This window comes from Arthrobacter pasteuri, from assembly GCF_054510955.1.
The window spans coordinates 125,420-148,463 of sequence record NZ_JBTNDO010000004.1; the positions used below are offsets into that span (position 1 = coordinate 125,420).

Consider the following 23,044-nt stretch of genomic DNA (forward strand, 5'->3'; position numbering starts at 1 on the left):
CCTACAAAGGATCGCCCTCCAACACTCCCCACCAGCACGATTCATGCGCGGAAGCTCCAAAACCGGGTTAGGCTCCGAACTGAGAAGAAGGAGTCCAACGCCCCATGAGCCAGTCCCCCCTTGCCCCGTCCGAATCCTCCGTCCGTAGCAACGGCACCGCCCGGCAGCACCGTCCGGTGACGAAGGTCCTGGTGGCGAACCGTGGGGAGATCGCCGTCCGGGTCATCCGTGCGGCCCGCGACGAGGGCATGGAGTCCGTCGCCGTGTACGCGGACCCGGACCGGGACGCGCTGCACGTGCGCATGGCCGACGAGGCCTTCGCGCTGGGCGGGGAGACAGCCGCCGAGTCCTATCTGGTCATGGACCGGATCCTCGAGGCGGCACAGCGCAGCGGGGCGGACGCCATCCACCCCGGATACGGCTTCCTGTCGGAGAACGCCGAGTTCGCGCAGCGCGTCATCGACGCCGGCATCACCTGGATCGGCCCCTCTCCGGAGTCGATCTCGCAGTTGGGCGACAAGGTGCAGGCACGCCACATCGCCGAGCGTGTCGGGGCGCCGCTGGTGCCCGGCACCAAGGATCCGGTGGAGTCGGTCCAGGAGGTCGTCGACTTCGCGGAGGAGTTCGGGCTGCCCATCGCGATCAAGGCCGCCTTCGGTGGCGGCGGTCGCGGCATCAAGGTGGTCCGCAGCCATGAGGAGATCCCCGAACTGTTCGATTCGGCGGTGCGCGAGGCGACGGCGGCCTTCGGTCGTGGAGAGTGCTTCGTGGAGCGGTTCCTCGATGCTCCCCGCCACGTCGAGACGCAGTGCCTCGCCGACGCGCACGGGAACGTCGTCGTCGTCTCCACCCGCGACTGCTCCCTGCAGCGCCGCAACCAGAAGCTCGTCGAGGAAGCGCCCGCGCCCTTCCTCTCGGACGAGCAGAACACTCGGCTCTACGAGGCCTCCAAGGCGATCCTCCGCGAGGCGGGCTACCAGGGCGCCGGCACCTGCGAGTTCCTCGTGGGCCAGGACGGGACCATCTCGTTCCTCGAGGTCAACACGCGCCTCCAGGTGGAGCACCCCGTCTCCGAGGAAGTCACGGGACTGGACCTCGTCCGCGAGCAGTTCCGCATCGCCCGCGGCGAGGAACTGGGCTACGGCGACCCCGAAGTGCGCGGACACTCCTTCGAGTTCCGCATCAACGGGGAGGACGCGGGGCGCGGATTCATGCCGGCGCCGGGCACCGTGCAGACCCTCAAGCTCCCCACCGGCCCGGGGATCCGGGTGGACTCCGGCATCGAGGCCGGCGAGGTCATCGGCGGCAACTTCGACTCCATGCTCGCCAAGCTCATCGTCAGTGGCGCCACCAGGGAGCAGGCCCTGCAGCGGGCCCGCCGGGCCCTCGCCGAGATGGTGATCGACGGCATGCCCACCGTGCTCCCGTTCCACGCTGCCGTCGTCGCGGACCCTGCCTTCGCTCCGGTCGAGGGCCCGTTCTCGGTCCACACACGCTGGATCGAGACGGAGTTCACCAACACGATCGAGCCCTGGAAGGGTGCGGCGGACCCGGCGTCCGACGAAGAGTCCCGCCACCGCGTCACCGTCGAGGTCGGCGGCCGCCGGCTCGAGGTGGTCCTGCCTGCGGGTCTGGGTGCGGCGCCGAACGGCAAGGCCGGCGCGCCGGCCAAGTCGAAGAAGTCCTCCCGGGCACGTGCCGGCAAGGCCACCATGAGCGGCGACGAGCTGACCTCCCCGATGCAGGGCACTATCGTCAAGGTCGCAGCATCCGACGGGGACGCCGTGGCGGAGGGCGACCTCATCGTGGTCCTCGAAGCCATGAAGATGGAGCAGCCCCTGACGGCCCACAAGGCCGGGACGCTGGCCGGCCTCACGGCCGCTCCGGGCGACACGGTCTCGGCCGGCTCCGTCATCGCCACCATCCGGGACTAGCAGGTCCGGCAGCGGGCTCCGCCAGGGCGCTACTTGTCCTGCCCGCCGCCGCCCTTGCCGTTGTCGCGCGCTTCTTCTGCAGCCTTCTCCGCGGCCTTCCGCTGCTCCGCTGCCTCTTCGCGTGCTTCTTCCGCTGCCTTCTGAGCGGCCTTCCGCTGCTGTTCCCCTGCCTTATCGCCCACCTCGTCGCCGCTGTTTCCGGGAGCCGCGTCGTCCTCCTCGGCGGTGCCTGTCCCGGCATCACCGCTGTCGTCGGGGGCGTCCCCGTCGGTCCCCGGAGCAGGTGCGGGCTCGACCGGTGCCGGAGAGTTCTCGGCGGGCTGAGGCGCCGGATCGGCCGGTGGATCGGCCGGCGCAGGTGTTCCTTCGGCCGGAGCCTCCTCGGCCGGCACCTCCGACGGCGCGTCATCGGACGGCACGTCGCTCGGAGTCACCTCACCGGAGGGTGTGTCTCCGACGGGAGCCTGTGCGGCTTCCAGCGACGCGATCACGGCGTCGATACGGATGCCGATGAGCGTGGCCCGGTCCTCCGACAGGGTGCCCGCCGCCCGGGCGCTGTCGACGTCCGCCTTCAGCCGCTGGGCGAGGAGGACGGCTCCGGCGGAGTCCCCTGCGGCAGCGGTCGAGGCGATGGTCCTCACCTCGGCCTGGAGATCCCCGGCCGTGGCGGCGTCGATGGCCCCACTGCATCCCGTCAGCAGGAGCCCGGCTGCGACCAGGAGGGGAAGCCTCACCCGGAGGGCCGTCGTCATCGCTGCACGCTTTCGTAGAGTTCCTGCAATTTCTCCCCCGGTTCGCCGGGGACGGCCGGTAGCGGCTCGATGTCGGGGGCGGGATTGCGCGCCGACATCGCAAAGGCCCAGAGCGCTCCAGCCACCAGGGCCACCACGAGGACCGTGACGAGCCACGGGAGCACGCGCCGGCGGCGCCTCGGGCCAGGCTTCGCGGGCACAGGCGGTCGGACCGAAGCCTCGGGGGCCGCCGGGCCGCCGAGGTGGGAAGGCTCCGTAGCGGGCGACGCAACAGGCTGGAGGTCGGCCGTCTCCGCACCATGGTCATCGCCCCCAGCAGCGTCTGGGGCAGTACCGACGTCGGAGCTGCCTGCCGGATGCGCCACCGGGCGCGTCGCATCGACGGACTGCGTGAGCCTCGACGTGTCCGGCCCCCCGTCTCCCGATTCCGGGGAGTGCAGCGTCCCAGGACCGACGGGCAGGGAGATCGCCGCGGTCGGCGGGACGGTGGACGGCAGCACCGTCGTCGCGGGGCCGACGCGCTGCTGCGGGCCCATCCCCACCAGGGCGTGCACCACGTCCGCCGCACCCGGGCGGTCCGCCGGATCGTCGAGGCTCATGGACACCAGCAGCGCGGACAGTGCAGGCCCTGCAGCGTGCGGGATCGAGGGGCTCCGGTGAAGGCGCGCGAGGGCACTCTCGACCCCCGTGCCGGGGAACGGACGCTCCCCCGTCAAGGCTTCGATCATCACGAGCCCGAGTGAGTAGATGTCCGACGGCTGCCCCACGTCGCGGCCGCGGGCCTGCTCGGGACTGAAGTACGCGGCGCTGCCGATGACCTGGCCGGTCGCCGTCATGCGTCCACCGTCGAAGAACCGGGCGATACCGAAATCGGTGAGGAGATAGCCGAAGTAGCCGCTGTGCGGATCCGTCCGTCGGGTCAGGATGTTCGATGGCTTGATGTCGCGGTGCACGATACCGCAGCTGTGGATGTACTGGAGAGTCCGGGCGAGATCCAGCGCCATGAGCCGGACCTCCTCGCACCCGAGGGGCCCCCTGGTCCGCAGCAGGACCCCGAGGTCCGGACCGTTGACGAGTTCCATCACCAGATAGGCGTTGTCGCCGGTCTCTTCGCCGGTGTCCATGTCGAGGACGCGCACCAGGCCCGGGTGGTCGAGTCCCGCGAGCAGGCGCGCTTCGGCCGACCCCCGCTCGAGTCCGTCGGCAGTGCCGGGCCGGAAGAGCTTGAGGGCGACGTCCCGCTGCAACCGTGTGTCACGGGCCCGGAAGACGTCCGCCATCCCGCCTGTCCCCACACGCTCCTCCAGTGCGTACCGACCGGCCAGCGCCTGCTTCTCCATATCGTCCACTTCCGCTGTCCTGTCACCCGGCTCCGGGCACACTCGTTCCGCGCACCACCGCGGATGTGATAAGTCTGCTGTGCTTCAAGTGTACGGTCGGCACCGCGAACGGGCGCAAGCAGGAGTCCGGGAACGACGACGGCGCCGCACCCGGTAGGGCACGGCGCCGTCGCGGACGCGTGCGGAGATCAGGCGACGTTGTTCTCGTAGTCGTTGTCCCGCGTCTCGCGCGAGACGAAGAGCGCGATGAACGTCAGGACGGCCGCCGCGCTCAGGTAGGCACCGACCAGCACCGTACTTCCACCCGCAGCCTGCCAGAGCGCGACCGCGATGAAGGAGGCGGGCGCGGCGCCGATCATGCTCGACACGTTGTAGGCCACAGCCGACCCTGTGTAGCGGACGTTCGCCGGGAACAGTTCGGGCAGCACCGCGGCCATCGGACCGAAGGTGAGGCCCATGAGCGTGAAGCCGACGATCAGCAGGATCATGGCGCCGACCGTTCCTGCCCCGAACAGCGGAGCCCACAGCAGACCGAAGACGGCGATGCCCACGGTGGTGGCGAGGAGCATCTTGCGCCGGCCGAAACGCTCCGCCAGGGGTCCCGACACGAGGGTGAAGATCCCGAAGAAGACGACGCCGATGATCAGCATCCACAGGAAGTCGGTGCGTGCCATGCCCAGGCCGGGGACGAACGCCGCAGCCTGCGCCGCGGTGAACTCCTTGCCGGCAGCTTCGGCGCGGGCCTGCGCCTGCTCGATGCTCGACGGCGCCGTCCCGTAGGTCAGGGTGAAGGCGGTCATGAAGTAGAAGAGCACGTAGGTCGCGAACATGATGAAGGTGCCGAGGATCAGCGCGCGCCAGTGGCGGCGGAACGTGGTGCCGAGCGGCACCTTCACCACCTTGCCCTCGTTCTGGACCTTCTGGAAGGAGGCGCTCTCGATCAGCTTCAGCCGCACGTACAGACCGATGACCACCATCACTGCGCTCAGCAGGAACGGCACGCGCCAGCCCCACTCCAGGAACTCCTCCGGGCTCAGCGTGGTGCTCAGCAGCACGAACAGCAGGTTGGCCAGGATGAACCCGATCGGGGCTCCGAGCTGCGGGAACGTCCCGTAGATGGCGCGCCTGCCCTCGGGGGCGTTCTCGGTGGCCAGCAGCGCCGCACCGCTCCACTCGCCGCCGAGCGCGAGTCCCTGGAGGAAACGCAGCACGACGAGCAGCAGGGGTGCGAGGAAGACCCAGCCCTCGGTGGCGGCGGACGGAAGCAGGCCGATGAGGAACGTGGCGATACCCATGGTCAGCAGTGACGCCACGAGGGTGGCCTTACGGCCGATCTTGTCGCCGAAGTGGCCGAAGACGATGGATCCGAGCGGGCGTGCGACGAAGGCCACGCCGAAGACGGCGAAGGAGCTGAGCAGCTGGTTCGCGGAGGTCTGGTTGGGGAAGAACAACGCGGGGAACACCAGTACGGCGGCTGTGGCGTAGATGTAGAAGTCGTAGAACTCGATCGTCGTGCCGATGAGGCTGGCGAAGATCACCTTGCCCCGCGAGTTCAGCGGCTTGGTGGTTCCGCTGGCACCAGCGGACGTGGAGGAGGTCATGGGGTCGGCTTTCTCGGACGAGGCGCGACCACCAGGTGCACGAGGGCCCTTGCGGCACGGCGCCCGTGCTTCGGTTTGAACCCAAGTATCAGATCACCGGCGTCCACGGGGTGGATAAGCGTGTCCACCATGTGGACGCCGGACGGCGCCGCTTCAGGTGCCGGCGGGAGCGCTAGATGTGCACGTGCAGGCGCCGCGCGGCCTCCGAGATGGACCCGGTCAGCGACGGATACACGGTGAACGTGTTGGCGACGTCGTCCACATGCAGCTTCTTCGTCACGGCGAGCGCGAGAGGGAAGATCAGCTCGGACGCGCGCGGCCCGACGACGACGCCGCCGATGACGGTGCCGGAGCCCTTGCGCGAGATCACCTTCACGAAGCCGTCCTTGACGTTCATCATCTTCGCCCGGGCATTGGTGTGCAGGGAGAGCTTGACGACGTCGCCCTGGTACCGCCCGGACTCGATGTCCTCCTCCGTCACGCCGACCGTGGCGATCTCCGGGGAGGTGAAGATGTTCGAGGCGACCTGCTTGAGCTTGATGGGGCTGACGGAATCGCCCATGAGGTGGGCGATGGCGATCCTGCCCTGCATCGCCGCGACCGAGGCGAGGGCGAAGACGCCCGTGCAGTCCCCCGCCGCATAGACGTTCGGCGCGGTGGTGCGGGAGACGCCGTCGACCCTGATGTGGCCGGACTCGTTGACGGCGACGCCGGCCTCCTCGAGGCCGATGTCCGCGGTGTTCGGGACGGCGCCGACCGCGACGAGGCAGTGGGTGCCCTCGACGGTCCGTCCGTCCGCCAGGTGGACGATCACGCCGTCGTCGGTGCGGTCCACGGCGTCGGCGCGGGACTTGGAGAGGACGGTCATGCCGCGGTCCTTGAACACGCCCTCGAGCACCTCGGCGGCATCGGCGTCCTCGCCGGGCAGCACACGGTCGCGGCTGGAGATCAGCGTGACCTTGGAGCCGAGCCCGTTGTAGGCACTCGCGAACTCGGCTCCGGTGACACCGGAGCCGACGACGATCAGGTGCTCGGGGATCTGGCGGAGGTTGTAGAGCTGTGTCCAGTTGAAGATACGCTCACCATCGGGCTTGGCGCTGGGCAGTTCGCGCGGCGTCGAGCCGACGGCCAGGAGGACGGCGTCGGCCTCGACGATCGTGGTCTCGCCGTCGGACTCGACCTCGAGCCGGTGGTTGTCGAGGAGCTTCCCCGTACCGATGACGATGCGGACGCCGAGGCGTTCGAGGGTGGCGCGGATGTCCGAGGACTGCTCCACGGCGAGCTTCAGCAGCCGCTGGTTGACCTTGTCCAGGTCCGCGAAGACCTTGCTGTCCGCGGAGAAGTGGACACCGAGCCCGCTCGCGTCGGTGAAGCGCGTCATGGTGTCCGCCGTAGCGATGAGGGTCTTGGACGGCACGACGTCCGTGAGGACCGCCGATCCGCCGAGGCCCTGCCGCTCGACGATGGTCACATTCGCGCCGAGCGAGGCCGCCACCAGGGCAGCTTCGTAGCCGCCGGGGCCCCCACCCAGGATCGCCAGGCGCAATGAACTGAAATCGAGTTGGTTGGTCACGGTTCGATTATCGCCCATGCCACCGACACGTCGGAACGACGGGAGGCACGCGACTGCGCGGCGCGGAAGGGCGCCGTGCCCGATGCCGGGCCCTGTACGCAGAGGGTAAGTTGAACCGGTGACTTCCGATCCTTTTGACCTGGCCCGCGACGCTGCCGACCATATCGCCCGCGCTACCGGCGTCGACCGGCACGACACCGCCCTCGTTCTCGGCTCCGGCTGGGGCGAGGCGGCCGAGCTGATCGGCGAGACGACGCACACCCTCGACGCCGCCGACATCCCCGGGTTCTCGGCGCCCGCCGTCGTCGGGCACACCGGCACCGTCCGCTCCATCCGGACGCCGAACGGCAAGCGCGCCCTCGTGCTCGGTGCCCGGACGCACTTCTACGAAGGCAAGGGCGTGCGCGCCGTGGTGCATGGCGTGCGGACCGCGGCGGCCACCGGCGCGACGACCATGATCCTCACCAACGGGTGCGGTGGCCTGCAGGAACACTGGCAGCCCGGTACCCCGGTCCTCATCAGCGACCACATCAACCTCACGGCGTCCTCGCCACTGGAAGGGGCGACCTTCGTCGACCTGACCGACCTCTACTCCTCACGCCTGCGCAGCCTCGCACGCAGCGTGGATCCGACGCTCGACGAAGGCGTGTACGCCCAGTTCACGGGCCCGCACTACGAGACCCCGGCCGAGGTGCAGTACGCGAAGCGCATCGGCGCCGACCTCGTCGGCATGTCCACCGCCCTCGAGGCCATCGCCGCCAGGCACGCGGGCATGGAGGTCTTCGGCATCTCGCTGGTGACCAACCTGGCGGCCGGCATCAGCCCGGTGCCCCTCAGCCACGCCGAGGTCCTCGAGGCGGGGCATGCCGCAGGACCGCGCATCTCGCGGCTGCTCGCCGACATCGTCGCCACGATCTGACGCGGCTCCTCCGCGCCCCCCGCAGGTATGCCCGGCGACCGCCGGACATCCACCGCCGATCCACGTAAGGGACACGCATGACCACCTCTGAACTGGACACCCTCCTCTCCACCGCCGACTCGTGGGCGGCCGCGGATCCCGACCCGCAGACGGCGGAGGAACTCCGCGCGCTCGTGGGATCGGTCCGGGCCCGGAACGGGTCGGCCGCCGTCTCCGAGCAGGACCTGCGGGACCGCTTCTCCGGTCCGCTCGCCTTCGGCACCGCCGGCCTGCGCGCAGCCCTGGGCGCAGGCCCCAACCGGATGAACCGCGTGGTGGTGCGCCGCGCCGCTGCCGGTGTCGCCGCCCACGCACTGGACCTCGCCGCCGGTGCCTACGCACCCCGCGCCGTCGTCGGGTTCGACGCCCGCCACAACTCCCGGATCTTCGCCGAGGAGACCGCCGCGATCTTCACCGGGGCCGGCATCGAGACCTTCCTGATGCCGCGCGAACTCCCGACGCCGGTGCTGGCCTACGCGATCCGCGCCCTGGGGTGCGAGGTGGGCATCATGGTCACCGCCAGCCACAACCCGCCGCAGGACAACGGCTACAAGGTGTACCTGGGCGGACGGGCCGTGGAGGAGGATGCGCGCGGCGTCCAGATCGTCGCCCCGCACGACGCCGGCATCGCCGCCCGAATCGACGCGGTCGGCGCTATCGACAGCGTCGGACTCGCCTCCGCCGGCTGGACGGTGCTGCCCGAGAGCATCGAGGCGGACTACATCGCATCCGTCTCGGCCCTCGCCGACCCGGCCAGCACGGCCCGCGACCTCCGCATCGTCCTCACTCCCCTGCACGGCGTCGGCGGGCGGACCGCGCAGGCCGTACTCGCCGCCGCAGGGTTCGCCGACGTCACCGTCGTCGAACGGCAGGCCGACCCCGATCCCGATTTCCCGACCGTCGCCTTCCCCAACCCGGAAGAGCCGGGGGCGCTGGACCTCGCCCTCGAGACCGCCGCACAGGTGGACGCCGACCTCGTGATCGCCAACGACCCCGACGCCGACCGTGTGGCACTCGCGGCGCGCGAGCCGTCCACCGGCACGTGGCGGATGCTGCGCGGGGATGAGGTGGGGACGCTCCTCGGCCTGCACCTGGCCGCGCGCCTCACGGCGGACGCGCGGGACGGTATTGCCCGGGACGCTGCCACGGGGCACCCTGCCCGCCGCGGCGTGTTCGCGAACTCGATCGTGTCCTCCCGCCTCCTCGGGCGCATCGCCGGGGTGTCCGGGATCGACCACGCCCAGACCCTGACGGGCTTCAAGTGGATCGCCCGCGTGCACGACCTCTCCTTCGGCTACGAGGAGGCCCTGGGCTACTGCGTCGCGCCCGAACTCGTCCGGGACAAGGACGGCATCTCCGCAGGGCTGCTGCTGGCCGAACTGGCCGCCGCGACGAAGGCTGCCGGCCGCACGCTCTTCGACCTGCTGGATGACGCCTTCCTCGTCCACGGCCTGCACGCCTCCGACCAGCTCTCCGTCCGCGTGGCGAGCCTCGGCCTGCTGGGCGCCATGATGAACCGGCTGCGGGAGAACCCGCCGTCGTCCTTCGCCGGCTCGCCGGTGAGCGTCGCCGAGGACCTCGCCCAGGGGTCCGCGCACCTGCCGCCCACGGACGGGCTCCTGTACCTGACGCATGACGAGACGCGGGTCATCATCCGACCCAGCGGCACCGAACCCAAGCTCAAGTGCTACCTGGAGGTCGTGGAGCCCGTCGGGTCCGCCGCGGAGCTCGAGGAGGCCAAGACCTCCGCGCGTAGGCGCCTCGACGCCGTCAAGCGCGACGTCGGGGAGGCGCTCGGCCTCTGACCGGAGGTCGGGCGGGCGGCCGCCGACGGCCTCGCCTCCCGATACGCCCTCGCTGTCGTGGAAAGATGGGGACCATGCCTACCGACGTTTCCCTCGCCTCCTTCATCGACCACACGCTCCTCAAGCCCGAAGCCAGCCGTGAGCAGATCCTCACGGTCTGCCGCGAGGCCGTCGAGTACTCATTCAAGTCCGTCTGCGTGAATCCGGTCTGGGTCAGCACCGTGCGCACGGCGGTGAAGGACACCGGTGTCCTCACCTGCTCCGTGATCGGCTTCCCTCTCGGTGCCACGACCACCGAGGTCAAGGTCTTCGAGACCCGCGGCGCCGTGGCCGACGGCGCGGATGAGATCGACATGGTCATCGACATCGCCGCGGCGCGGGCGGGAGACAGGGACGCACTCGTCCAGGACATCCTCGCCGTCGCCGACGCCGTCCACGAACACGGTTCCATCCTGAAGGTCATCATCGAGACGTCGCTGCTCACCGACGAGCAGAAAGTCCTTGCGTGCGAGGCCGCCGTCGAGGCAGGAGCGGACTTCGTGAAGACCTCGACCGGCTTCAACGGCGGCGGCGCGACCGTCGAGGACGTGGCCCTGATGCGGAAGACCGTCGGTCCAGACCTCGGCGTGAAGGCGTCCGGCGGTGTCCGCTCGCTCGAGGACGCCCGTGCGATGATCGACGCCGGAGCAACGCGTATCGGCGCCAGCTCCGGAGTCGCTATCGTTAAGGGTGAACAGGGCACCGCAGGCTACTGACGGCGCAGCAGGTACACCACGCACGCAAGGAGATCCAATGTCACATGAAGCTTCCGCCAGGAGCGACGCCGAGAGTTCACCTGCCCACGCCGGCAAGGGGCACCTCGTCGGGAACATCCTCGTGTTCGTTCTCATGTTCGGCATGTTCCTGCTCGGCATGTACCTGCTGACCTGGCTCTCGCTCGACACCGTCTGGCCCATGGCCGCGCTGGTCGTGCTCTCGTTCCTTGCGTTCTTCATCCCCCAGGGCATCCTCGGGCGCGCGGACACGGGGTACAACCTGGCCGAGGGCAACCGCACATCCGAGAAGGAGACGTCGGCCGGCGTCAGTTCCTGACGGCGGCGGTGCCACGGCGCCGCCCTCCACCTGCACGAAGAGGCCGTCCCCGAGGGGACGGCCTCTTCGTGTCTCCGGCTGTCCGTCTCCGTCCCGGGCCGGCAGGGCCCGGGACGGGCCAGCAAGGCGGGGAAGGCTACGGCGTGAACACCGAATCGAGCACGTTCCTCGCCCAGTCCAGGATCTCGGCGTCGACGAGGTCGCGGCCGCCGATCCGCGCGGTCTTCGGCTTGGGGACGAGTACCGCGTTGAGGGCCGGCTTCACCGCAGCGCCCGGATACATCCGGGTGAGGCGCATCTGCTTGGACTCGGGCAGCTCGGCCGGCGCGAACTTGATGAAGTTGCCCTGCAGCGCCACGTCCGTGAGGCCGAGGTGCCGGGCCGCGACCCGGAAGCGCGCCACGGCCACCAGGTTCTGCACAGCCGCAGGAGGCTCGCCGTAGCGGTCCTTGAGCTCGGCCACGACCGCGTCGATCGCCTCGTCGGTGGCCGCGGCGGCGAGCTTCCGGTAGGCCTCGAGGCGCAGCCTCTCCCCTGGAACGTAGTCGTGCGGGAGGTGGGCGTTGACCGGCAGCTCGATCTTCATGTCCGCCGCCTTCTCCTCTGCCTCGCCGCGGAAGTTGGCGACGGCCTCCCCGACCAGGCGGATGTAGAGGTCGAACCCGACACCCTGGATGTGGCCTGACTGCTCACCGCCCAGCAGGTTGCCCGCACCGCGGATCTCGAGGTCCTTCAGCGCCAGCTGCATGCCCGCGCCGAGCTCGTTGTGCGACGCGACGGCCTTGAGCCGCTCGAGCGCCACTTCGCCCAGAGGCTTCTCCGACGGGTACAGGAAGTAGGAGTAGGCCCGCTCGCGTCCGCGGCCCACGCGGCCGCGGAGCTGGTGCAGCTGCGACAGCCCGTAGGAGTCGGCCCGGTCCACGATCAGCGTGTTGGCGTTGGAGATGTCCAGGCCCGTCTCGATGATCGTGGTGCAGACCAGGACGTCGAACCGCTTCTCCCAGAAATCGACGATGATCTGCTCGAGCCGCGACTCCGTCATCTGGCCGTGCGCCACGGCGACGCGCGCCTCGGGCACGAGCTCCTTGAGGTGCGCGGCCGTGCGGTCGATCGACGAGACGCGGTTGTGCACGAAGAACACCTGGCCCTCGCGCATCAGTTCGCGGCGGATCGCCGCCGAGGCCTGCTTGTCGGTGTAGGGACCGACGTAGGTGAGCACGGGGTGGCGCTCCTCCGGCGGCGTCGCGAGGGTCGAGGTCTCGCGGATCCCGGTCAGGGACATCTCGAGCGTCCTCGGGATCGGCGTCGCGCTCATCGCGAGGACGTCCACGTTGGTGCGCATCTTCTTCAGCGCTTCCTTGTGCTCCACGCCGAACCGCTGCTCCTCGTCGACGATAACGAGCCCCAGGTCCTTGAAGGAGATCTCCTTCGACAGCAGGCGGTGCGTGCCGATCACGACGTCGACGGCCCCCGAGGTGAGGCCCTCCGCCGTCTCCCGGGACTCCTTGGCGGTCTGGAAGCGCGACAGCGCGCGGACCCGCACCGGGAACCCGGAGAAGCGCTCCGAGAAGGTCTCGAAGTGCTGCTGCACCAGGAGCGTGGTGGGTACGAGCACGGCCACCTGCTTGCCGTCCTGCACGGCCTTGAAGGCGGCGCGCACGGCGATCTCGGTCTTGCCGTAGCCGACGTCGCCCGAGACGAGGCGGTCCATGGGGATCTCCCGCTCCATGTCCGCCTTGACCTCGTTGATCGTGGTCAGCTGGTCGGGCGTCTCGACGTACGGGAAGGCCTCCTCGAGCTCGCGCTGCCACGGGGTGTCGGGGCCGAAGGCGTGCCCGCGGGAGGCCATGCGTGCCGAGTACAGGCGGATGAGCTCACCGGCGATCTCCTTGACCGCCTTGCGTGCCTGGTTCTTGGTCTTGCTCCAGTCCGAGCCGCCCATCTTGCTCAGGGCCGGCGCGTCACCGCCCACGTAGCGCGTCACCTGGTCGAGCTGGTCCGTGGGAACGAAGAGGCGGTCGCCGGGCGCGCCGCGCTTGGAGGGCGCGTATTCGAGGACGAGGTACTCGCGCGTGGTGCGGGTGGGCCCGGCGCCCGTGGAGCGCTGCATCAGCTCCACGAACTTCGCCACCCCGTGCTGCTCGTGGACGACGAAGTCGCCTTCCTTGAGCTGCAGCGGATCGACCGCGTTGCGGCGGCGCGAGGGCATCTTGCGCATGTCCCGCGTGCCCGAGGCGCTCGTGCGCCCGAGCAGGTCGGCCTCGGTGAGCAGCCCCATCTTCAGGCCGTCCACCACGAAGCCTCGGCCCGCGCAGGCCGTCGTGATCTCGATGATGCCGGGCTGCGGCGGAGCCTCGAGCGAGTCGACGCGGCTCGTGGGGATGTCGTTGTCGTGGAAGAGCTCGGCGAGGCGCTGGGCCGGGCCCGGGCCTTCGGTGGCGACGACGACGCGCCACTGCTCGCGGACGCGTCCGCCGATGAAGTCCATCATCTCGGCGACGTCGCCCTGGTAGCCGCGCGGCTCGCGCGCATGCAGCGTGAAGCTGTCGACATCGCTCAGCTCCTCGTCGGCACCGAACGACGTGATGCCCCACCAGGCGACCGAGTGGGCGAGCGCGGTCGCCCGGGTGTCGGTCAGCGAGCGGAAGCTGGCTTCCTGCAGGTCCGTGCCGAGGCCGCCGCTGAGGTCCAGGGGTGCGGCCCCGCCGTCGGACGCCGTCGACCATGCCGCCGCGAGGAACTCCTCGTTGGTCGCGGCGAGGTCGTGGGCGCGGGCGCGGACCTTCTCGGGTTCGATGACGACGGCGATCGACCCGGCCGGCAGTTCACCGGCGAACGGCACCATGGCGTCCACGAGCACCGGCGCAAGCGATTCCATGCCCTCGACGGCGATGCCCCCGGCGATCTTCTCCAGCATCGACGCAGCGGCCGGCAGTTCGGACTGCAGCTTCGCGGCCCGGGACATGACCGCCGGGGTGATGAGGATCTCCCGGCAGGGCGGGGCGTACAGGGCGACCGGTGGCTCGTCCGACGTGAGCGAGCGCTGGTCGGCGACCGCGAACCAGCGCATCTGGTCCACCTCGTCGCCGAAGAAGTCGACGCGGATGGGGTGGTCCTCGGTGGGCGGGAAGACGTCGATGATGCCGCCGCGTACGGCGAACTCGCCGCGGTGCGTGACCATGTCCACCCGCGCGTAGGCGGCATCCGAGAGAGCCTTCACGACGTCGGAGAACGCCACCTCGTCGCCGACCTTCAGCGACACGGGCTCGAGGTCGCCGAGGCCCGCGACGAGCGGCTGCACGACGGCGCGGATGGGTGCGGTGATGACCTTCACCGGCGCGCCCTCGGGGTGCGCGAGCCTGCGCAGGACCGACAGGCGCCGTCCCACGGTGTCGGAGCGCGGTGACAGGCGCTCGTGGGGCAGGGTCTCCCAGCTCGGGAACTCCTCGATGGCGCTCTCGGGCAGGTAGCTCCTCAGGGCGGCGGCGAGGTCCTCCGCTTCCCGACCGGTGGCGGTGATGGCGAGGACCACCGGCTCGGCGCCTGCGTCGGCGCCGGCGGAGGCGAGGCCCTCGACCATCTCGGCGATCAGGGGCGCTCGCATGCCGGCGGGCGCGCCGATCTGCAGGTCCGCGCTGCGCTGCTCGATCGGCCGTGAGGCGTTGGTCCGTACGCGCGCGTACGACGCGTCCTCGGCAAGCGCTGCGCGCAATCCGTTCAGGCTCATGATGGGGACTCCTCAGGCGTGGGTTCCTCCGCCCCGTATCTCCCGCGTCCAGCAGGCGCGCGACAGGGCGGAGACAGCACAAAAGCCCGGAAAAGACGAACTGTTCCCGGGAATGTCTCCAGCCTACCAAGCGGCTCTGACACCGGGGAGCCGTCGGCGCCGGCCGACCTCCCTGCAGGGTCAGGCCGTAGGATTACGGGAGACCCCCGTCCTGCCGCCCGTGCGGCACCGCGCTGATTCCCCGGAGGAACCATGGCACTGAACGCGTCCACCACACTCCCCTACGACACCGCCACCGTGCTCGGAGTCTTCACCGACGAAGGCTTCGTGCGCCACATGAGCGAGTACGTCGGAGGCTCCCTGCAGTCCCTCACGCTCGACGGCGACCCCGCCGGCGCGTTCACGCTCACCGCCGTCCGCACCATGCCGACGAACCGGTTGCCGGACATGGCCCGCAAGTTCGTCGGCGAGACGCTCTCCGTCACGCAGACCGAGCACTGGGAGGCTCCCGATGCGGACGGCTCACGCCGGGCCTCGCTCGACATGACGGTCGCCGGAGTGCCCCTGAACGTCACCGCTGTGCAGCGCCTGGTCGCCCAGGGCACCTCCACGGTCGTCGATCTCCAGGGCAACGTGACCTCGTCCATCCCGTTCCTGGGCGGCAAGATCGCCGGTGCGGCCGAGCCCATGATCGGCAAGGCCCTCAACGTGCAGGCCGTCGAGGCCCGGAAGTGGCTCGAGAACCGCTGATCCCGTTCCGCCCCGCAGCTTCGTCCACCCCACCTGAAAGACTCGCACCGTGCAGCTCCCCACACCCCTCGCCCTCATCCTGATCCTCGCCGGCGTCTGGACCCTGATCGTCTGGCCGCCCTTCCTGCGCCGGGTCCTCAAGGACCCGCGGGCGCGGGACGAGAAGGGTGCAGCGACGCGGTTCCTGACCGTGCACCTCATGCTCATCTCGACGTCGATGATCCTCGGCGCGGCCACCGCCGTCATCGGGGTGCGGGCCCTCATCGGCTGAGGCCCGCATCCACCCGTTGGTACGGCAGCGGCCGATCGAGAGAGGACAGCACATGGCAGGCGACGAGTCCGCGAAGGCGGCGAGGCTCCACGCCGTCGTCCTGCAGCGGTCCAGCTACCCGGAGTACCTGAGGATCACGGAGATCCTCCGCAAGGAGACCGTGGGCGGGATCCTGCTGCTGATCGCGAGTGCGATCGCCATCGCCTGGGCGAACTCCCCGTTCGCCGACTCCTACTTCGCCGTCCGGGACTTCGAGTTCGGCTACGAGCCGTGGCACCTCAAGCTCTCCGTCGGCGCCTGGGCGTCGGACGGACTGCTCGCGGTGTTCTTCTTCCTCACCGGACTGGAACTCAAACGCGAATTCGTCGCCGGCGACCTCCGGCGGATCAGCCGGGCCATCGTGCCCGTCGCGGCGGCCTTCGGCGGCGTCGTCGTGCCCGCCCTGATCTACGCCGCCGTGAACCTCACCTCCCCCGACACCCTGCGCGGCTGGGCGATCCCGACCGCCACGGACATCGCTTTCGCCCTGGCCGTCCTGGCCGTGATCAGCTCCCATCTGCCCGGGGCCCTGCGGATCTTCCTGCTGACCCTCGCCGTGGTGGACGACCTCATCGCCATCGCGATCATCGCGTTCTTCTACTCCGAGGACGTCCGCCCGATCTTCCTGCTGGCAATGCTCCTGCCGCTGGGACTCTTCGCCCTCCTCGCCCACCGCAAACCGCGGTTCTTCGGCACCACCAGACGCGGCCCGTGGCTGATCCTGCTGCCGCTGGGCATCATCACCTGGGCGCTCATGCACGCCTCCGGGGTCCACGCGACCGTCGCCGGGGTGCTGCTGGGCTTCTGCGTCCCCGTGCTGCGCCGCACCCCTCCGGGAATGCCCGCCGCGCCCCGGCCCGGCCAGCCCGGGCTCGCCGAGGTCCTCGAGCACCGCTTCCGGCCCCTGTCCACGGGATTCGCCGTCCCCGTCTTCGCGTTCTTCTCCGCCGGAGTCGCGATCGGCGGGCCCGCGGGCTTCGTGTCCGCCCTCACGGACCCGGTCCTCATCGGCATCGTCGCCGGCCTGGTCCTCGGCAAGCCCCTCGGGATCCTGGCCACCACGTTCCTCGTCACCAAGACCACCCGGGCGCACCTGGACCCGGACCTGAGCTGGTGGGACCTGCTCGGCGTCGGCATCCTCGCCGGCGTCGGCTTCACCGTGTCCCTGCTCGTGAACGACCTCAGCTTCGGCACCGGCACCGAGCACGACGACCACGCCAAGGTCGCCATCCTCACCGCCTCCCTCACCGCCGCCCTGCTCTCCAGCATCGTCCTGCGCTCCCGCAACAGGCACTACCGCCGCATCGAGGAGGAAGAAAAGATCGACGCCGACGCGGACGGCATCCCCGACGTCTACGAAGACCACGGGAACTAGGATCCTTCCCATGGGGGAATGGAAACTGGCGCCGGGCGGGGGAACTCCCGTGGACTCGAGCTCCAGCGGGCGGCGGGCACGGCACCGCCGGCGCATCATCCTTAGCGAGCTGGCGCTGACGATCACGTTCACCCTAGCCATGGCGCTCGGCGTCGCGGAGCGCGAGGACCTCGCATCGACGCCGGTCTTCCTCGCCGGGTGGCTGCTCAACGTGCTCGTCCTGGCCCTGTGCTGCATCCTGCCGTGGTCGCGCATCCCCAGTCGCTGGGTGATCCTCGTTCCGCTGGTCGATTTCGTGGCGGTGGGCCTGGCCCGTGCGGCCGCGGGCGAGAGCCTCGCCGGCGTAGGGCTGTTGGCCGCGTTCCCCGTGGTCTGGATCGCCGCTTCCCGGGTCCGGACGGGCACCGCGGTCGCCCTCACCATCGCCGCGTCGCTGGCAATCATCTGGCTGCCGCTCGTGCTGCGTCCCGAACCCCTGACCGCCGACGCCCTGATCGACCCGATCCTGCTGCCCATCATGCTCACGGGCATGGCGTGGTTCGTCAGCGCCCTGTCGAAGGACAACCGGCGGCGGCAGGAGGCGCTGCGCGTCTCCCAGGCGGCGCTCCGGGAGAGTGTCGAGGCCGGCCGGATCCGGGAGCGGCTGCTGAACACCGTGCTCGACACGGTCAGCGTGGGCCTGCTCGCGGTCGACGCGGACGGCAACGACATCCTCATGAACGCCCGGCAGCGGAAGGACCACCTGGCGGCCGCCCCTGTGGGAAACGACGACCCGAACGAGGCACAACTGCTGATCTTCGGCCCCGACCGCGTCACCCCCATCCCTCCAGAGGAACGCCCGGTGCTCCGCGCGATCCGGGGCGAGGACCTCGAGGGAGTGCAGATCTGGCTGGGCCCACCGCGCTCCCAGCGGGCCTTCAGCATCTCCTCCCGTTCCATGCACGACGACGGGGAGTACGCGGGGACGGTGGTCTCCTTCAACGACGTCACCGAACTGGTGCTCGCGCTCCAGGCGAAGGACGATTTCCTCTCCAATGTCTCGCACGAGTTCCGGACGCCGCTGACCTCGATCCTCGGGTACCTCGAACTGACCCTCGAACTCCACGACAGCCTGCCCGATGACGTTGTCCGCCATCTGGAGGTCGCCCGGCGCAACGCGGAGCGACTCGAGCAACTCGTCGAGGATCTGCTGGCGATCAACGCCGGCACCTTCGAGGTGAACCCGGTAGCGACCGATGTCGGCAGGATCCTGGCGGAGGCGGCGTCGTCGGCCTCCGTGCGCGCCACCCGGTCCGGCCTCAGCCTCGTGAACCGCGCACCGTCGAGCCTGCCCGCCGTGGTGGATCCGGTCCGGCTCGCGCAGGCCGTCGACAACCTGCTCACCAATGCGGTCAAGTACAACAGGAGGGGCGGCAGCATCACGCTGGATGCGTCCCTGGACGGCGATGGGCTGACGGTCGCCGTGGAGGATACCGGCATCGGTATCGAGGCGGAGGAACTGCACCACGTGTTCGACCGGTTCTTCCGTTCGCCATCGGTCCGTACGACGGCGGTGCCAGGGGTCGGGCTGGGGCTGCTGATCACCAAGAGCATCGTCGGCGAGCACGGCGGATCCATTACGGTCCGCAGTGAGCCCGGTCAGGGAACCTGCTTCACGATCCTCATTCCGCAGCCTTCGGGGTGATCGCGGGGCGGCGGGGAAAACCCCCTACTTTCAATGGGGTAGTGGTACGGCGTCCACTGCCATTGACAGCCCGAAAAATGCGGGCGTAGGTTGTCGCAATGTGCCCGGGTTCACGGACACGGCAGCACCGGTCCAGCGGACCTGTCGCCTTCACGGCATCCAATGCATACCCGGGCAGGATGCACTCCTGCCACACTCAGGAGCCTGCTATGAGAACCCAGAACAAGCTATGCCTTTCGCTTTTCGCCACGCTGTCCCTCGTCGCCGGATCGGCGTCTGCCGCCTCGGCCACGGAGGAGGACGAATCCCCCGTCCCCGGGCTGCCGATGGAAACCGACGGGTGGGTGCCCGCCTCCGATGACATCTATGAGGACGTTGTGTTTGAGGCATGCGGCACAACAATCATCCTCAGGGCTGGCGACGTGCAGGAGGTCGAACAGAAAGTCCGCGTCAAGCATGACGGGACAATAGTGGACAAATACCGGGGCGATTTGACTGTCGATGTAATTGCTGACAAGGACGGAGACGGAGCCCCCCCTTACGACGCTTTCATCGACGAGGTCGACGTCTCCGGACCATACAGCACGCGCTTCTCGCCGGATGAGATGACCGTCGTTGAAACCATTGTTGGGCCCGCCATCGTCTACCCGGTGAGTCCGGCCGACGCCGCGGCGCTGGCCGGAGAAGGCTTCCCCGAGCTTTTCTACGTCGAGAAGGGGAAGTTGCTGCTCGAGATCGTCCTCTCCGGGAAGGAAGACGCTGTCGAACCCGAATCGGTGGAGATCGTCAAGAACACCACCAGGGGTGTGGTCGACTTATGCCAGGCACTCAGGGATTCGGCAGGCCACGCCTACTGACACTGCCCGCCGCGCATCGAGGGTCCTGTCCCGGGACAGCTAGCCGTTGGCGGCGAGCAGCGACTCCTCGAGGGCTACCCACGCGAGCATGGCGCACTTGACCCGCGCCGGGAACCGCGAGACGCCCGAGAACGCTGCGGCGTCCCCGAGCACTTCCTCGTCCGCCTCGATCCTGCCGCGGGAGCGCATCACCTCGCGGAACGCATCCACGAGGGAGATCACCTCGTCCCGAGGCAGCCCCTGCACCAGGTCGGTGAGGACGGAGGCCGATGCCATGGAGATCGCGCAACCTGCACCGTCCCAGGTGACGGACGCGACGGTCCCGTCGGCGACACCGGTACGGAGGGTGATCTCGTCACCGCACACGGGGTTGAGCTGATGCGATTCGCCGCTCCGGCCGGCGCCGTCGTACTCCCTGAGGGGCGAGCCGTGCCGCGCCTTCGCGTGGTCGAGGATGATCTGCTGGTACAGCTGTTCGAGACCGGTGCTCATCTCTGTGCTCCAAAAAAGGGACGGACCTGTGCGACTGCGTCCAGGAACGCGTCCACCTCGTCCGTCGTGTTGTAGAGGTATGTACTGGCGCGGGTGGTGGCGGTGAGGCCGAAGCGGCGGTGCAGCGGCTGGGCGCAGTGGTGTCCCACCCGCACGGCGATGCCCTGGTCGTCGAGGAACTGCCCGACGTCGTGCGCGTGGACGCCGTCGACGTCGAACGCGGCGAGCCCGATGCGCGGCAGGCCCGCTGCCGGCCCGAGGACGCGGATGCCCTCGATGGCGCCGAGGCCCTCGACGAGCCTCGCGCCGAGCTTCGACTCCCACGCTTCGATGTGCTGCATGCCGGTCTCGGACAGGTAGTTCGCCGCGGCGCCGAGGGCGATGGCCTGGGAGATGCGCTGGGTCCCGGCCTCGAAGCGGTTCGGGGACGGGAGGTACTCGGCCCGCTCCATGGTCACGGTGGTGATCATGGAGCCGCCGGTCAGGAAGGGCGGCATGGCGTTGAGCAGTTCTGCGCGGCCGTAGAGCGCTCCGATGCCGGTGGGGCCGAGCATCTTGTGGCCGGAGAACACGAGGAAGTCGACGCCGAGGTCCTTCACGTCGACCGGGAGGTGCGGCACGGACTGGCATGCGTCGAGCAGCGTGAGGGCACCGACGGCCGAGGCGAGCTGCACGAGTTCCCGGACGGGATTGATGGTGCCGAGCACGTTGGAGGCGTGGGAGAACGCCACGAGGCGGGTCGACGGCGTGATGACGGCACCGGCGTCCTCCAGCCGCAGCGCGCCGTCATCGCCGATCGGGAGGAAGCGGAGTTCGACGCCGGTGCGGGCCGCCAGTTCCTGCCAGGGGATGAGGTTGGCGTGGTGCTCCATCTCGGTGACCACGATGTTGTCGCCGGGCCCGACGGCGAAGCGCCGGGCGGCCGCTCCCCCGCGTCCGAGCGCGGCGTTGGACATGGCGTAGGCCACCAGGTTGATGCCCTCGGTCGCGTTCGACGTCCAGACCAGCTCATTGGTGCGGGCACCGATGAAACGGGCGACGGCGGTGCGGGCGTCCTCGTAGGCCTCGGTCGCGTCGACGGCGAGCGTGTGGGCTCCGCGGTGGACGGCAGCGTTGCGCTGCTCGTAGAACTCCTGCTCCGCCTCCATCACGCTCAGGGGGTTCTGGGACGTGGCACCGGAGTCGAGGTAGATGAGCGGCTTGCCGTTGACCTCGGTGCCGAGGATCGGGAAGTCGTTGCGGATGCGGTGCACCTCGGCATCGGTCAGCCCGGCGGCGGCAGGGGTGAGGGTGACGGGCGTTTCAACCACGGGCACTTCAAGCTCCTCGGATCGGGTATCCCCTGCGGCAATTACGCAAGGATTCTCTGATCTAATCGTCCCACTCCGGCCCGCGTCCGGCATCCCAGTGCTACCTAAGAAGAGGAGGAAACCTGCCGAGCTACCCCTGCTCGGCCGTCCCGGCAATCGAAGCGACGATCTCCTGTCGGTATTTGCTCGGAGCATGATGTTCCTGGGCGCGGGACCGGTCCTTCACAGCCTGCCCGCGCCACCGGGGCCAATCGTCGACGACGGTCTCCACGGCCGAGGCGAGCTGACCGACGTCGTCCGGCGCGACGAACTGGACACTGCCGTAGCCATCGCCTGCCTCACATAGTCCGGGCATCGCCGAGACGACGGCCGGACGGGCCGCCAGCATGGCCTCGACCACCGTGTTCCCGAACGATTCGTCGAGCCGTGCCGGGATCAGCACGATGTCGGCGACATCGAGGGAATTCCAGACGTCCTCCCGGAATCCCAGCATCCGAACAGAATCCTGGAGGCCCTTCCGTCGGATCCTCTCGGTGAGTTCGCGCGCGTATTCCTCATTGCCGGCGAACACCGCGCCCACGACGTCCAGTGTGGCCATCGTCCCTCGGCGCCTGAGTTCGGCAACAGTGTCGATCGCCAGATCCACCCCCTTGCGGTGGGATATCCGACCGAAGTAGATGAGCCTTACGGCATCGGAGAGCTCCTCCCGAGGACTGCTCACGGACTCGGGCCCGGCGACCCCGTTGTACACCACGCGTGCCCGGGCAGCTGTCCGGGGCAAGGACTGGCCCAACACCTTCAGGGTGTACCGGCTGTTTGCGATCACCTCTGTCGAGAACAGGATCGGCAGGGCCAGGAGGTGCCGGATGATGGGACGCACGTGGCCTTCTGCCTCGTGGACATGAACCAGGACCCGACATCCGGACAAACGCGCGATGACGGTCCACAGAGGAATACTAAGCGTACTCACGTAGACGGTATCGGGCCGGTTCCGGGCGAGAAATGCGGCAATTGCGATCGATGATTTCGTACTCTGGGCAAGCAGTGACAGGGCCCCCCTCGCGGACAGGAGATTCTTTCTTAGGACCAGGCTCTTCACCACCGCAGAGGCAGCACCTGTCGTATCGACGCGCGCCAGGAGCGGTCCACTGGTCGGCACCACGACGGTGATCTCCGCACCGGAAGACACCAGCCCTTCGAGGGTCTCGAGCATCATCCGGTCCGAGCCGTACAAGTCGGCCGAGGGATGCGCGATGACGATCTTCTGCCCAGTCAAGTCCATGAAAACCTTCGGCTAGCCGTTTGCGATCAATCGATGCTGAATTGTTCGGCACAATTCCTCCCGATCGGTTGTTTCATCCTAAATGCATTGGCCCGCATTATCGGAGACGCCGCCGGCTCATTTCTCATATGACCTCGCGATCGCGACACCGACGGGAAGAATTGCACCCGCCTGCCGCTCCCCCGGTCCGGTAACGTTGCGC

General features: G+C 69.2%; 18 protein-coding genes. 10 read left to right on the top strand and 8 right to left on the bottom strand.

Annotated features, from left to right (window positions below; translation table 11 throughout):
- Positions 1-104 precede the first annotated feature (104 nt).
- The gene (locus ACX80H_RS15150; protein ID WP_459314223.1) at positions 105-1,934 is read left to right on the top strand and encodes an acetyl/propionyl/methylcrotonyl-CoA carboxylase subunit alpha; all 1,830 of its coding nucleotides are present in this window, start codon (positions 105-107) and stop codon (positions 1,932-1,934) included.
- 29 nt (positions 1,935-1,963) lie between these two features.
- Here ACX80H_RS15150 and ACX80H_RS15155 read toward each other — a convergent pair whose 3' ends face one another.
- The 4 genes from ACX80H_RS15155 to ACX80H_RS15170 all read right to left on the bottom strand — a co-directional run bounded on the left by ACX80H_RS15155 (position 1,964) and on the right by ACX80H_RS15170 (position 7,200).
- Complete coding sequence (locus ACX80H_RS15155; RefSeq protein ID WP_459314224.1) at positions 1,964-2,686, bottom strand: hypothetical protein; 723 nt, start codon at positions 2,684-2,686, stop codon at positions 1,964-1,966.
- Positions 2,683-4,026 carry a serine/threonine-protein kinase gene (locus tag ACX80H_RS15160; RefSeq protein WP_459314288.1) on the bottom strand — a complete coding sequence of 448 codons (1,344 nt, stop codon included), beginning with the start codon at positions 4,024-4,026 and terminating at the stop codon, positions 2,683-2,685. The genes ACX80H_RS15155 and ACX80H_RS15160 overlap by 4 nt, the downstream gene beginning before the upstream one ends.
- A 188-nt stretch (positions 4,027-4,214) precedes the next feature.
- Positions 4,215-5,627 carry an MFS transporter gene (locus ACX80H_RS15165; RefSeq protein WP_459314225.1) on the bottom strand — a complete coding sequence of 471 codons (1,413 nt, stop codon included), beginning with the start codon at positions 5,625-5,627 and terminating at the stop codon, positions 4,215-4,217.
- 172 nt (positions 5,628-5,799) lie between these two features.
- On the bottom strand, positions 5,800-7,200 hold the full coding sequence (locus tag ACX80H_RS15170; RefSeq protein WP_459314226.1) for an NAD(P)H-quinone dehydrogenase: 1,401 nt from the start codon (positions 7,198-7,200) through the stop codon (positions 5,800-5,802).
- A 118-nt stretch (positions 7,201-7,318) separates the two neighbouring features.
- Here ACX80H_RS15170 and ACX80H_RS15175 point away from each other — a divergent pair, with 118 nt between their 5' ends.
- The 4 genes from ACX80H_RS15175 (at position 7,319) to ACX80H_RS15190 (ending at position 11,055) form a co-directional block, all read left to right on the top strand.
- On the top strand, positions 7,319-8,119 hold the full coding sequence (locus ACX80H_RS15175) for a purine-nucleoside phosphorylase (RefSeq protein WP_459314227.1): 801 nt from the start codon (positions 7,319-7,321) through the stop codon (positions 8,117-8,119).
- Positions 8,120-8,196: 77 nt separating this feature from the next.
- Positions 8,197-9,963: a phospho-sugar mutase gene (locus tag ACX80H_RS15180; protein ID WP_459314228.1), complete on the top strand. Its 1,767-nt coding sequence runs from the start codon at positions 8,197-8,199 to the stop codon at positions 9,961-9,963.
- Positions 9,964-10,037: 74 nt separating this feature from the next.
- A complete protein-coding gene (gene deoC, locus ACX80H_RS15185) occupies positions 10,038-10,718 on the top strand; it encodes a deoxyribose-phosphate aldolase (RefSeq protein ID WP_459314229.1) in 681 nt (226 codons plus the stop codon).
- A gap of 37 nt (positions 10,719-10,755) precedes the next feature.
- Complete coding sequence (locus ACX80H_RS15190) at positions 10,756-11,055, top strand: hypothetical protein (protein WP_459314230.1); 300 nt, start codon at positions 10,756-10,758, stop codon at positions 11,053-11,055.
- Between the two features lie 136 nt (positions 11,056-11,191).
- Here the strand turns inward: ACX80H_RS15190 and mfd are convergent, their stop codons facing one another.
- Positions 11,192-14,782 (bottom strand): transcription-repair coupling factor, encoded by a 3,591-nt coding sequence (gene mfd / locus ACX80H_RS15195; protein WP_459314231.1) that lies wholly within the window; start codon positions 14,780-14,782, stop codon positions 11,192-11,194.
- Between the two features lie 252 nt (positions 14,783-15,034).
- Here mfd and ACX80H_RS15200 point away from each other — a divergent pair, with 252 nt between their 5' ends.
- The 5 genes from ACX80H_RS15200 (at position 15,035) to ACX80H_RS15220 (ending at position 19,758) form a co-directional block, all read left to right on the top strand.
- Positions 15,035-15,532 carry a DUF2505 domain-containing protein gene (locus ACX80H_RS15200; protein WP_459314233.1) on the top strand — a complete coding sequence of 166 codons (498 nt, stop codon included), beginning with the start codon at positions 15,035-15,037 and terminating at the stop codon, positions 15,530-15,532.
- A 49-nt stretch (positions 15,533-15,581) separates the two neighbouring features.
- Positions 15,582-15,803, top strand: a complete 222-nt coding sequence (locus ACX80H_RS15205; protein WP_087071689.1) for an SCO4848 family membrane protein — start codon at positions 15,582-15,584, stop codon at positions 15,801-15,803.
- A gap of 52 nt (positions 15,804-15,855) precedes the next feature.
- Positions 15,856-17,217, top strand: a complete 1,362-nt coding sequence (gene nhaA / locus ACX80H_RS15210; RefSeq protein ID WP_459314235.1) for a Na+/H+ antiporter NhaA — start codon at positions 15,856-15,858, stop codon at positions 17,215-17,217.
- A 10-nt stretch (positions 17,218-17,227) separates the two neighbouring features.
- Positions 17,228-18,901 carry a sensor histidine kinase gene (locus ACX80H_RS15215; protein ID WP_459314237.1) on the top strand — a complete coding sequence of 558 codons (1,674 nt, stop codon included), beginning with the start codon at positions 17,228-17,230 and terminating at the stop codon, positions 18,899-18,901.
- A 209-nt stretch (positions 18,902-19,110) separates the two neighbouring features.
- Complete coding sequence (locus tag ACX80H_RS15220; protein WP_459314239.1) at positions 19,111-19,758, top strand: hypothetical protein; 648 nt, start codon at positions 19,111-19,113, stop codon at positions 19,756-19,758.
- A gap of 39 nt (positions 19,759-19,797) precedes the next feature.
- Here ACX80H_RS15220 and sufU read toward each other — a convergent pair whose 3' ends face one another.
- The 3 genes from sufU to ACX80H_RS15235 all read right to left on the bottom strand — a co-directional run bounded on the left by sufU (position 19,798) and on the right by ACX80H_RS15235 (position 22,842).
- Positions 19,798-20,250, bottom strand: a complete 453-nt coding sequence (gene sufU / locus ACX80H_RS15225) for a Fe-S cluster assembly sulfur transfer protein SufU (RefSeq protein WP_459314241.1) — start codon at positions 20,248-20,250, stop codon at positions 19,798-19,800.
- Positions 20,247-21,566: an aminotransferase class V-fold PLP-dependent enzyme gene (locus ACX80H_RS15230; protein WP_459314242.1), complete on the bottom strand. Its 1,320-nt coding sequence runs from the start codon at positions 21,564-21,566 to the stop codon at positions 20,247-20,249. The genes sufU and ACX80H_RS15230 overlap by 4 nt, the downstream gene beginning before the upstream one ends.
- A gap of 124 nt (positions 21,567-21,690) precedes the next feature.
- The gene (locus ACX80H_RS15235) at positions 21,691-22,842 is read right to left on the bottom strand and encodes a glycosyltransferase family 4 protein (protein WP_459314243.1); all 1,152 of its coding nucleotides are present in this window, start codon (positions 22,840-22,842) and stop codon (positions 21,691-21,693) included.
- Positions 22,843-23,044 lie beyond the last annotated feature (202 nt).

Excerpts from the sequence above, each read along its gene's own strand:
- deoC (WP_459314229.1), top strand. The coding sequence starts at position 10,038 with ATGCCTACCGACGTTTCCCTCGCCTCCTTCATCGACCACACGCTCCTC.
- ACX80H_RS15190 (WP_459314230.1), top strand. The coding sequence starts at position 10,756 with ATGTCACATGAAGCTTCCGCCAGGAGCGACGCCGAGAGTTCACCTGCC.
- ACX80H_RS15150 (WP_459314223.1), top strand. The coding sequence starts at position 105 with ATGAGCCAGTCCCCCCTTGCCCCGTCCGAATCCTCCGTCCGTAGCAAC.
- ACX80H_RS15165 (WP_459314225.1), bottom strand. The coding sequence starts at position 5,627 with ATGACCTCCTCCACGTCCGCTGGTGCCAGCGGAACCACCAAGCCGCTG.
- ACX80H_RS15235 (WP_459314243.1), bottom strand. The coding sequence starts at position 22,842 with ATGGACTTGACTGGGCAGAAGATCGTCATCGCGCATCCCTCGGCCGAC.
- ACX80H_RS15160 (WP_459314288.1), bottom strand. The coding sequence starts at position 4,026 with ATGGAGAAGCAGGCGCTGGCCGGTCGGTACGCACTGGAGGAGCGTGTG.
- sufU (WP_459314241.1), bottom strand. The coding sequence starts at position 20,250 with ATGAGCACCGGTCTCGAACAGCTGTACCAGCAGATCATCCTCGACCAC.
- ACX80H_RS15200 (WP_459314233.1), top strand. The coding sequence starts at position 15,035 with ATGGCACTGAACGCGTCCACCACACTCCCCTACGACACCGCCACCGTG.
- nhaA (WP_459314235.1), top strand. The coding sequence starts at position 15,856 with ATGGCAGGCGACGAGTCCGCGAAGGCGGCGAGGCTCCACGCCGTCGTC.
- ACX80H_RS15220 (WP_459314239.1), top strand. The coding sequence starts at position 19,111 with ATGAGAACCCAGAACAAGCTATGCCTTTCGCTTTTCGCCACGCTGTCC.
- mfd (WP_459314231.1), bottom strand. The coding sequence starts at position 14,782 with ATGAGCCTGAACGGATTGCGCGCAGCGCTTGCCGAGGACGCGTCGTAC.
- ACX80H_RS15155 (WP_459314224.1), bottom strand. The coding sequence starts at position 2,686 with ATGACGACGGCCCTCCGGGTGAGGCTTCCCCTCCTGGTCGCAGCCGGG.
- ACX80H_RS15180 (WP_459314228.1), top strand. The coding sequence starts at position 8,197 with ATGACCACCTCTGAACTGGACACCCTCCTCTCCACCGCCGACTCGTGG.
- ACX80H_RS15215 (WP_459314237.1), top strand. The coding sequence starts at position 17,228 with ATGGGGGAATGGAAACTGGCGCCGGGCGGGGGAACTCCCGTGGACTCG.